This is a genomic window from Paenibacillus sp. tmac-D7 (genome assembly GCF_006519665.1).
GTDB lineage: Bacteria > Bacillota > Bacilli > Paenibacillales > NBRC-103111 > Paenibacillus_G > Paenibacillus_G validus.
In genome coordinates this window covers 83,566-94,719 of the sequence record NZ_VIDW01000021.1, presented here as the reverse complement: position 1 = coordinate 94,719, position 11,154 = coordinate 83,566, and the positions used below count along the sequence as shown (strand labels likewise).

The window sequence follows — 11,154 nt, the reverse complement described above, 5'->3', positions numbered from 1 at the left end:
CAGTCGCTGCGCCGTTCGCTGCTGGAGAAGGCGGAGCGGCTTGCCGGCAACCGCTTCACGATCGCGCTGTTCGGGGCTTTCAGCGCAGGCAAATCGTCGTTCGCCAACGCGTTGATCGGCGAACGGGTGCTGCCCGTTTCGCCGAATCCGACGACGGCGGCGATCAACAAAATCATGCCGCCCGATCCGGAAGCGGGCTGGCCGCACGGAACGGCCAAAGTGCGCATGAAGAGCCGCGACCGGCTGATCGCCGACGTGTTGTACTCGCTCGAGGTGCTTGGCGAGAAGGCCGTTACGATCGAGCAGGCGCTGCAGGCGATCGGCGGGTTGAAGGCCGACCGGATTCCGGGCAAGGGCAAGCCGCATTATGCGTTTCTCCGTGCCGTTCAGCAGGGCTGGAGCGGCATGAGCGATTTCCTCGGGCAGGAGCTGCGCATCACATCGGATGAATTCGGCGGTTACGCCGCGGACGAATCCAAATCGTGCTTTGTCGAACTCATCGAATTATATTATACGAACCCGTTGACGGAGCAGGGCGTCGTGCTGGTCGATACGCCGGGAGCGGACTCGATCAACGCACGTCATACCGGCGTCGCCTTCGACTATATCAAGAACGCGGACGCGATTCTGTTCGTCACGTATTACAACCATGCGTTCTCCCACGCCGACAAGCAATTTCTGCTGCAGCTCGGCCGGGTCAAGGACAGCTTCGAACTGGATAAAATGTTTTTCATCGTCAACGCCGCCGACCTCGCTTCCTCCGCGGAGGAGCTGGAAGGTGTCGTCGGTCATGTCGAAAGCAATTTGCTTCAGCACGGCATTCGCCATCCGCGCATTTATCCGCTCTCCAGTTATTACGCCCTGGAAGGCAAGCAGAACGGCGATCCGCAGACGACGGAGCAATCGGGCATCGTTCGCTTCGAGCGGGACTTCGTCCGCTTCACCTTCGGGGAACTGACCGACATCGCGGTCAGAGCCGGCGAAGCGGACATCCGCCGCGCGGCGGACACGCTGCAGCGCTGGATCAACAGCGCGAAGAGCGATGCGGCCGACCGGGCCAAGCAGGCGGAAGAACTGCGCAGCGCCCTGCGAACGAGCGCCGCCCGGCTGGAGCAGGACGCCGATAAGGCTGACGTCCGGGAGCTCGGCAAGGAAATCGAGGAGCTGCTGTATTACGTCAAGCAGCGATCTTCATACCGTTTCGGCGAATTGTTCAACGTGGCGTTTAACCCTTCGCTGTTCCGTGAAGACCCGCGCGACGCCAAAGTGGTGCTGCAATCGGCTTGGGAAGACCTGCGCCGGATGATCTCCTTCGATTTGTCCCAAGAGATTTTGGCCACGACGCTGCGTATCGAGAACAAAATCAACCGGATGGCGAAGCAGGCGGCTGACTCGTGGACGGAGACGATACGTACGGAAATTCCTTCATTCGAGCCTGCCGATGTGCCGCCGTTCAAGCTGCGTACGCCGGAGTTGACGGACACGCTGCTGGCGGACGAGGTGCAGACGAAGTGGTTGGCGTCCTTCTTCAAGAATGCGAAGCAGTTTTTCGAAGGAGAGGGCAAGTCACAGCTGCGCAAGGAGCTGGAAGCGAAGCTGAACGATCCGATGCGCCGCTTTACGGAAGCGCAAGCCGCCCGGCTGGAGGAGGCTTACGCCGATCAATTGCGCAGCGTCATCGCCGAGCTGGCGGGGCAATGGCGCACGGCGCTTGAAGAGCAGGCCGAAGGGCTGCTTGAGGCGCTCGACATGAAGCTTGACTTGGAAGCGTTGAAAGAAAAGCATAGCCGCCTGCTGCAGTATTTGCCGCCGAGCTAATCCGGGTGGCGGGCCGTCCAAACCTCCGATTTCTAGCCTTACGGCGAAGTCGGGGGTATTTTTTTGTCTTTTTCGACGCAAGGTCTCATATACATGTGGGGATGCGGAGCACACCCGCCCGGGAGCGCGAAGAACGTAAATTTCAGGGAGGTAGAGACGTTGAAGAACTCGACACGTCTGTGGAAGCGTACGTTAGGAACGATTCAATGGGTCACGGCCTTTGCTGTCATTGTCACCGTTGTGCTGTCAGGCCGGTGGTTTATCAAGGCGCAAACCATTCCGCGCTATGATGTGTTTCTGGACGAACAGCTGATGGGAACCGTCTCGGATCCCGATGTGGTGAAAAGGTGGAAGAACGAACGTTACGAGGAAATGGAACGCCAACAGCCGAATTTACGGGTAACCTCGAATATGGAGAGGCTTCATTTCGTGGGCAACGAAACGTTTCACGGCGTTATCGATAACGAAGCCGTTATTGCCGCGCTGAAAGACAGAATCGTGTTTTATTTCTTTGCTGCGGAAATCCGCATTGACGGCAAATCGGTCGGGGTTGTGAAAGATGTAGCTGCGGCCGCCGAGCTGCTGGAGCAGATTAAAGCTCCATTCCTGCCGTCCCCGGACGGGAAGAACAAAAGAGTGCGGGCGTTATCCGCCGAATTCGTCGGATCCTCCCCGGATTCCGCAGTTGCCGCAGCCGAAGCGCGGACAACCGGTACGTTCGTCCAAGACGTCAGCATCAACGAGACGCTCGTCAAGCCCGGGAAGGTCGAGGCTTCCGACGTAGTGAAGGAGCGCATATTATCGGGGGCCTACGAAGCGCAAACGTATACGGTGGAGCGCGGCGACTGCTTGTCCTTAATCGCCCAGAAGTTTGCGATCCCGCTCGAGACGCTTCGGGCGAACAATCCGGAAATTAAACGCGATTTGATCCGCGTCGGGCAGAAGCTTGCGATTACGGTGAAACAGCCGCTGCTTACGGTCAAAACGACCGAGCTGCGCACCGAACAGAGGAAGGTGCCCAGCGGCGTCGTTTATGAGAAGGATGACAGCCTGAGGGCCGGCGTCATTCAAATTGTATCGCAAGGCAAGCCCGGGCTTAAGAAGGTGACGGTTCAATCGATCCATGTGAACGGGCGGTTTACGGAACAATCGACCGTAGGCGAGGAGTTGTTGGAAGCGCCGGTGCAAACCGTCGTCAAACAAGGTACGAAAGTGATTGCCGGCGCCGGGTCCGGCAAGTTCGCCATGCCCGTACTGCGGGGCGAAGTGACGAGCCAATTCGGGCTGCGCTGGGGCAAGTCGCACAACGGCACCGATTTTGTGTCCGAGCAGCGGGGGATTATGGCGTCCGACAGCGGCAAGGTCGTTTATGCCGGTTGGAAGAGCGGATATGGCAATTGCATTGTGATCGACCATGGGAACGGGTATGAGACGCTTTACGGACATTTAAGCAAAATCGAAGTCAAGAAGGACGAATTCGTCACCAAAGGCGAAAAAATCGGCGTGATGGGAAGCACCGGAAATTCAACGGGCGTCCATCTGCACTTTGAAATTATTAAGAACGGTTCCCAGCAAAACCCGATGAAATATTTGAGTTGACCCGCAGGACCTCCGCCGCTATAAATCCCCCTTGGGCATGTTAGTTCACTCCGGCCCTATACACCATCCTATATTTCTGCCTGACTTTCTCTGTCCGCACCTTATACAAGTAGTATACAGCATAGGCATAAGTCCGTACATTTGCAAATCGGTCAATGAACGGCTACTCTAAAAAGTATAGTGGATGCTGTGACAAAATTAGACATGGGATCGGGGGAGAAGCATGAGCTCTACACGCTGGTTATGGCGTTCCGTCGGCTTCGGGGCGCTTCTGTCCACAGCGGTATGCGCTGCCGGCTTTGCGTATGCCGTCAATCAAATCATATTCCCGCAAGCGGCTTCAGGGGTAGGCACCGGTTTTGTCGGTACCGTACCTGCACCCGCTGCAAATGAAGGGGCGGCGGCGCCATCCGAACCACAATCCGGTCAAGCCTGGGAAGCGAAAACGCAGATAAGGATCGCAGCGCTCGGCGACTCGTTAACCGCCGGTACGGGGGATATTACGGGCAAAGGGTATGTGCGCAGCGTACGGGACAAGCTGGAGCAGCGACTCGGCAAACCGGTGTACGTTTATAACAATTTTGCGATTCCGGGGTTCCGCACGACCGATTTGTTGAAGGATTGGGAGGCCAAGAAGGACATCGCGAGGTCGATCTCGGAATCGGATCTCGTTCTGCTCACGATCGGCGGGAACGATTTATTTCAAGGCGGCGAAGGCATCTTCAACGCGCCGAACGGCCAAGCCGGCCAAGCGTCCAAGCCTGATGAAGCGAACCCCGGCGAAGGAACGGACGGCCGGACTGCAGCGCCCGTCCCGTCAGGCTCCGACGTTCAGCTGGGTGAAGCGTTCAACCCGCAAGCGGCACTCACGCGGATGCCGGAGGCGCTCCAGCGGCTGGAGCAGATCATCGACCGGGTGAGCAAGGCGAATCCGAATGCGCGCGTCTTGTACGTCGGGCTGTACCATCCTTTTCTCGACATCGATAAAGACCGTGCCGGCGCTCCGATCATCCAGCGCTGGAATACGGCCGCTTTCGAAATCGCAAGCCGTTACCCGAATGTAACGGTCGTTCCGACGTACGATTTGTTCGAGCTGCAGGGCTCGAAATATTTATACACCGATCATTTTCATCCGAACCAGCAAGGCTATGAGCGTATTGCAGAGAGGATCGCGGACATTTTACAGTAAACGGGGGAGAGAGGGTCATGGCGGAGCGGACGAGCAAGGGCGGGGACGCCGACATCGTCTTGTCGGTGGAAGGGGTTAAGAAGAAGATCGGGAACAAGCTTATTATCAAAGGCATTTCGTTCGATGTTCGTGCCGGTGAAATCTTCGGTTTCTTGGGCCCGAACGGGTCCGGTAAAACGACGACGATCCGGATGCTGGTCGGTTTAATCAAGCCGACGGCAGGCGAGATTCATATCTGCGGGTACAACGTGCTCAAGCAGCACGAGGAAGCGCTGCAGTACGTCGGCTGTATCGTCGAAAATCCGGAGCTGTACCCGTATTTAAGCGGTTGGGAGAACCTGGAGCATTTCGCCCGCATGCTTCCCGGGGTGACGGAGAAGCGCATCCGCGAGGTAGTGGAGATCGTCGGCATGGACGCGCGCATCCGCGACAAGGTGAAGACATACTCGCTCGGCATGCGGCAGCGGCTCGGTATTGCGCAGGCGCTGTTGAACGATCCGAAGCTGCTCATCCTGGACGAGCCGACGAACGGTCTCGATCCGCAAGGCATCAAGGAGCTGCGCGAATTTATTCGCCGCCTCGCCCGGACGGGACTAAGCGTGTTCGTGTCGAGCCACCTGCTGAGCGAAATTCAGCAGCTGTGCGACCGCGTTGCGATTATAAGCCACGGCGAGGTGCTGCAGGTTGGCGAAGTGTCTTCGCTCGTCGACGAATCGGCGAGCAGGGTCGTCTGGAGCGTGCGGCCGGCCGGCAAGGCGCTGCAGGTGCTGGAGCCGCACGGCGCGGGTACGGACACGCCGGATCTGAGCGCAGATGCGGGTTCGGACGAGCAGCCGGCGAGGATCGCCATGCAGATGAACCCGGACGATATCCCGCTGTTGTCCAAGCGTCTGATTGAAGCGGGGGTTGAGCTGCACGGCATCGAAATCAAGCTTCCGACGCTGGAAGATTTATTCTTGAAAGTGACGGAGGGTGAGCGCATTGGCTAGCTTGTACGGGCTTGTGATGAACGAAAGCATCAAGATGGTCAAAAAGAAACGGCTGCTCGTCGTGCTGCTCATCCTCGCGGCGATCATTCCGATGTTCACCTACGCCCAGATGAAAGTGGCGCAAAACAATCAGAAGCAGTTCGGCACGACCGACTGGCGCGTGGAGCAGCGTCAGAAGGTGCGCGATTACACGCAAAGGCTCGGCAGCGCAAGACTTCCGGAGGAGTGGAAGCAGCGTTTGCAGGTTGAAGTGAAGCTTGCCCAATACTATTTGGATAAAGATGTGAATCCCGCTTCGCCGAACGGGGTAACCTTTACAGTAACGTTCGTTCAGAACGCCGTCGGCTTGTTTATTCCGCTGATGGTCATGGTCATCGCCGCCGATATCGTCTCCGGCGAGCATACGAACGGGACGATCAAGCTGCTGCTGACGCGGCCGGTGCCCAGGTGGCGGGTGCTTCTCAGCAAGCTGATCACGCTCATCTTGTTCACTTCCGTCGTCGTCGTGGCCACAGCGCTGCTCAGCTACTTGATCTCGGGGCTCTTCTTCGGTTACGGGGGATGGGATATGCCGCGGCTGCTCGGCTTCTCGGTGACGGGAACGGACGTCGATTTCTCCCGCGTTCGCGTGGTGGAGCAGTGGTTTTACCTGCTGCTTGAGCTGGGGCTCGTCTGGTTTGCGGCCGTTGCCGTGGCGATCATGACGATGATGATTTCCGTGCTCGTCCGCAGCACGGCGGCGGGTATGGGCATCATGCTGGCGGTGCTAATTTCCGGCACGATCTTGACAAGCATGGTCTCCTCGTGGGAGACGGCGAAATATTTATTTATGGTCAATCTTGACCTGACGGATTACTTGACCGGCGGTCTTCCACCCATCAAAGGGATGGACCTGCCGTTTTCGTTAACGGTGCTCAGTGTCTGGGTCGCGTTGTCGATCCTCGTATCATTTGCCGTTTTCACGAAAAAAGATGTGTTGAACTAATCCGTTCAAATGTTATAATGCATGTTAGCTGAAAGCATACTTGGACGATTTGGCAGAAATGGACAAGCGGTCCAAGTTCGTCACCTTCGGCTAATGAAAACTCAGCGAAACTTTGATTTCTCGTGCTGTGTTGTTTGGGAGGCTGCGATGACGGAACAACTCGATTTGTTTGGAAATACAACGGCGGCGCCTGCGGATTACGGGGCGGACGATATTCAGGTGCTCGAAGGACTCGTTGCGGTGCGCAAGCGCCCGGGGATGTATATCGGCAGCACCACGACGTCCGGTCTGCATCATCTGATCTGGGAGATCGTGGATAACGCGGTGGACGAGCACTTGGCCAAGCACTGCTCGCAAATCGATGTGATCATACATAAGGACCAATCGGTGACGGTGCAGGATAACGGCCGAGGCATCCCGACCGGTATGCACAAAACGGGCATTCCGACACCGCAGGTGGTGTTTACAATTTTGCATGCGGGCGGTAAATTCGGCGGCGGCGGATACAAGAAATCCGGCGGCTTGCACGGCGTCGGCGCATCCGTGACGAACGCGCTGTCCGAATGGCTCGAAGTGGAAATTTACCGCGAGGGCAAAGTGCACCGCCAGCGGTTTGAATATTGGGTTGACGATACCGGGAAAGAGCATGTCGGCGAGCCCGTAACCGGTCTTGAAGTGATCGGCAATACGCGCAAAACCGGCACGAAAGTGACGTTCAAGCCCGATAAGCGGGTATTTCAGGGCGGCACGACGATCAATTACGATACGTTATCTGAACGTTTGCAGGAGATCGCGTTCCTGAACTCGGGTCTGAAAGTAACGGTGAACGACCTGCGCAACAATAAAGAGGACGTATTTCAATACGAGGGCGGCGCGAGTCAGTTCGTCCAGTTTTTGAACGAAGAGAAGAACGTGCTGCATGACGTCATTCATTTTATGGGGGAACGCGACGAGATCGAGGTCGAAGTAGCGCTGCAGTACAACGACGGCTACACGGAGACGCTCGCTTCGTTCGTCAACTCGATTCCGACGCGCGGCGGGGGTACTCACGAAACCGGATTCAAGACGGCGTATACGCGCGTTATGAACGATTACGCGCGGAAAGCCGGACTGCTCAAGGAGAAGGAGAAAAATCTCGACGGTCAGGATTTGCGCGAGGGACTGATGGCAGTCATCAACATCAAGATGGGCGAGGTCGAATTCGTCGGACAGACGAAAGATCAGCTCGGCAGCGCCTCGGCGCGAAGCGCGGTCGACGCGGTCGTGTCCGATAAGATGGCTGTGTTTCTCGAGGAAAACCCGCAGGTCGCGCAAATGATCATGAAGAAGGCGATCCAGTCGGCCCGTGCGCGCGAGGCGGCCCGTAAGGCGCGGGAGGAAGTGCGCAGCGGCAGGAAGGGCAAGAGCGAGAGCTCGAACCTCGGCGGCAAGCTGACGCCCGCGCAGTCCAAAGATTATACCCGCAACGAGCTGTTTATCGTCGAAGGGGATTCGGCAGGCGGTTCGGCCAAGCAAGGACGCGATTCGAAGCATCAGGCGATTTTGCCGCTCAAGGGCAAGCCGATGAATCCCGAGAAGGCGAAGCTGGCCGACATCATGAAGAACGACGAGTACAAGGCGATTATCGCCGCTATCGGCGCGGGTGTCGGACCGGAATTCGAAGTTTCCGAAAGCAATTATGCCAAAATCATCATCATGACCGACGCCGACACCGACGGCGCGCACATTCAAGTGCTGCTGCTTACGTTTTTCTACCGTTACATGAAGCCGTTGATCGACGCCGGCAAGGTGTATATTGCCCAGCCTCCGCTGTTCAAAGTGACCAAGAAATCGGGTAAATCCAGCGAAGTGCGTTACGCCTGGACGGACGAGCAGCTGCAAGCGCTCATGAAGGAGCTCGGCAAGAGCGTTGAGCTTCAGCGGTATAAAGGACTCGGCGAGATGAACCCGGATCAGCTGTGGGAAACGACGATGGATCCGGCGACGCGCACGCTTCTTCAGGTGCAGATCGAGGATGCGGCCAAAGCCGAGAGACGGGTGTCTACGCTCATGGGCGACAAGGTCGATCCGCGCAAACGCTGGATTATCGAGAACGTCGACTTCACGGAATATGAAGAATAAACGGGGGGCAGCAAGTTGAGCATACTTGAGAACTTTTTGCCGGCCTTTCTCGAAGAGGTTGTCGGCGACCGCTTCGGCCGGTATTCCAAATATATTATTCAAGACCGCGCCATACCCGACGTACGCGACGGCCTGAAACCGGTGCAGCGGCGGATTTTATATGCGATGTACGATGCCGGCAACACGCCGGATAAGACATACCGCAAGTCCGCCAAGACGGTCGGGGATGTGATGGGCAACTATCATCCGCACGGCGACTCGTCCATTTACGACGGGATGGTGCGGATGGCACAGCCTTGGAAGATGGGGCATGTGCTCGTAGACGGCCACGGCAACTGGGGCTCGATGGACGACGACCCGGCGGCCGCGATGCGGTATACGGAAGCCCGGCTGTCGCAGATCGCCATGGAGCTGCTGCGGGACATCGATAAGCGGACCGTGCTGTTCAAAGACAATTTCGACAACACGACGAAGGAGCCGGTCGTGCTGCCTTCGCGTTATCCGAATTTGCTTGTTAACGGCGTCAGCGGTATTTCCTCGGGCTTCGCCACGGAAATTCCGACGCATAACCTGAGGGAAGTCATTAACGGCTGCATCTCGCTGATCGACCGCCCGGACAGTACGCTGGAGGAGCTTATGATGTTCGTCCAAGGTCCGGACTTTCCGACCGGAGGCATCATTATGGGCTCGGAAGGCATACGCGAAGCGTACCGTACGGGCCGCGGCCGCATTTATGTGCGGGCAAAGACAGCGATCGAGGAGCTGCGCGGCGGCAAGCAGCAAATCATCATTACGGAGATTCCGTATCAAGTGGTGAAGTCCCGGCTCGTGACCGCGATGGAAAATATACGGCTGGAGAAAAAGATCGAGGGCATCGCCGAGGTGCGCGATGAAAGCGGCCGCGAAGGCATGAAAATCGTCGTGGAGCTGAAGAAGGATGCCGATGCGCAGGGGATTTTGGCGTATTTGCTGAAGAAAACGGATCTGCAGATCACGTATAACTTCAACATGGTCGCGATCGTGAACAAAACGCCGAAGCAGCTCGGTTTGCTGGATATGCTCCAGGCGTATATCGAGCATCAGAAGGAAGTTGTTACCCACCGCACCAAGTATGAGCTGGAGAAGGCCGAGGACCGCGGGCACGTGCTGGAAGGCCTCGTGAAAGCATTGAATATACTGGACGAAGTGATTGCCGCGATCAAGGCTTCCAAGAACCGCCAAGACGCGCAGAACAACTTGGTCTGGATGTTCGGTTTCACCGAGCGGCAAGCGGACGCCATTCTTACGCTGCAGCTGTACCGATTGACAAATCTGGAGATCCATTCGCTTGAGAAAGAGCTGAAGGAAGTTCAGAAGACGATCGCTTACCTGCAGAGCATTCTGGGCAGCGAGAAAAAGCTGCTGGGCGTTATCAAGGACGAACTCTCGCAAATTCGCGATAAATACGGCATCGACCGGCGTTCGGTCATTCAGGACGAGGTTGAAGAGCTGAAGGTCAATCTCGAAGTCATGGTAACGGCGGAAGACGTGTTCGTTACGCTGTCCAGAGACGGGTATATTAAACGGACGGGCAAGCTTTCGTTTATCCGCTCGGGCGGCGAGATCGATAAGACGGGCTTGAAGGAAGGCGATTATCTCCGGCATTTGTTCGACGTGAACACGCTGGAAAATCTGCTCATTTTCACGCAAAGAGGGCAGTACTTCCTGCTTCCCGTCCATCAGATTCCGGAGTACAAATGGAAGGAAAACGGAACGGCGATCGTCAACGTCATTCCGATCCCGAAGGACGACCGAATCGTGAACGTGATTCCGTTGAAAGATTTCGACGAGCCCGGGAAGTCGCTGCTGTTCTTTACGCGCAAAGGCCAGGTCAAACGTACGGAATTAAAGGATTACGCGACCAACCGCTCGAGCGGAATCGTGGCGTGCAAGGTCGGCGAACAGGACGGGCTGTTGAACGTGCTGCTCAGTACGGGAACGAAGGACGTCCTGCTGATTACGAAGCAGGGAATGGCCATTCGCTTCAAAGAAGAGGAAGTAAACCCGATGGGCCGGGCGGCTGCGGGCGTTCGCGGCATCGCGTTGAAGGAAGACGACGAAGTGGTTGCGGCCGATTTGGTGGAAGGCGATGAAGGCGAAGTGGTGGTTGTGACAGAGCTTGCGTACGCCAAACGCTCGCTCGTCGCCGATTATCCGGTTCAAGGACGCGGGGGCAAGGGGATTCTCACCTTCGAGTTCAAAGAAGGCAAGCGTGTGAAACCGAACGGTTCCATGCTGCTCGGCGCGTTTACAGTAAAAGAACCGTTCGACTTGACCGCTATTCTAAACTCGGGGGAGAAAGCGACTTTCTCCACGGAGCAAACGCCGATCGATGAGCGAAAGTCGTCAGGGAAGCAGATGATCGCGCTGGACAAGAAAGATTGGATCGTCGATCTGCTAAAAATTACGTGACG

General features: G+C 56.8%; 7 protein-coding genes. All 7 read left to right on the top strand.

The annotated features are described in order from the left end of the window. Positions 1 to 1,818: dynamin family protein (locus FKP33_RS15695; RefSeq protein ID WP_181410172.1), on the top strand; the 1,818-nt coding region annotated here is incomplete at its 5' end. Positions 1,819 to 1,977: 159 nt separating this feature from the next. Next, positions 1,978 to 3,417, top strand: coding sequence for a M23 family metallopeptidase (locus FKP33_RS15690; protein WP_181410171.1), 1,440 nt, complete (start codon positions 1,978 to 1,980; stop codon positions 3,415 to 3,417). 223 nt (positions 3,418 to 3,640) lie between these two features. Beyond that, positions 3,641 to 4,606 carry a GDSL-type esterase/lipase family protein gene (locus tag FKP33_RS15685; protein WP_141335686.1) on the top strand — a complete coding sequence of 322 codons (966 nt, stop codon included), beginning with the start codon at positions 3,641 to 3,643 and terminating at the stop codon, positions 4,604 to 4,606. Between the two features lie 17 nt (positions 4,607 to 4,623). Then, positions 4,624 to 5,595, top strand: a complete 972-nt coding sequence (locus tag FKP33_RS15680) for an ABC transporter ATP-binding protein (RefSeq protein ID WP_141335685.1) — start codon at positions 4,624 to 4,626, stop codon at positions 5,593 to 5,595. Continuing rightward, the gene (locus FKP33_RS15675; protein WP_141335684.1) at positions 5,588 to 6,580 is read left to right on the top strand and encodes an ABC transporter permease; all 993 of its coding nucleotides are present in this window, start codon (positions 5,588 to 5,590) and stop codon (positions 6,578 to 6,580) included. Before FKP33_RS15680 ends, FKP33_RS15675 begins: the two co-directional genes overlap by 8 nt. Positions 6,581 to 6,727: 147 nt before the next feature. Continuing rightward, positions 6,728 to 8,701 (top strand): DNA topoisomerase IV subunit B, encoded by a 1,974-nt coding sequence (gene parE / locus FKP33_RS15670; RefSeq protein ID WP_141335683.1) that lies wholly within the window; start codon positions 6,728 to 6,730, stop codon positions 8,699 to 8,701. A 15-nt stretch (positions 8,702 to 8,716) separates the two neighbouring features. After that, entirely contained in the window at positions 8,717 to 11,152 is a 2,436-nt protein-coding gene (gene gyrA, locus FKP33_RS15665; RefSeq protein WP_127608925.1) for a DNA gyrase subunit A, read from the top strand. Positions 11,153 to 11,154: the final 2 nt, after the last annotated feature.

Bases quoted from the DNA above. Each gene is read 5' to 3' on its own strand.
- FKP33_RS15685 (WP_141335686.1), top strand. From the start codon at position 3,641: ATGAGCTCTACACGCTGGTTATGGCGTTCCGTCGGCTTCGGGGCGCTT.
- FKP33_RS15680 (WP_141335685.1), top strand. From the start codon at position 4,624: ATGGCGGAGCGGACGAGCAAGGGCGGGGACGCCGACATCGTCTTGTCG.
- parE (WP_141335683.1), top strand. From the start codon at position 6,728: ATGACGGAACAACTCGATTTGTTTGGAAATACAACGGCGGCGCCTGCG.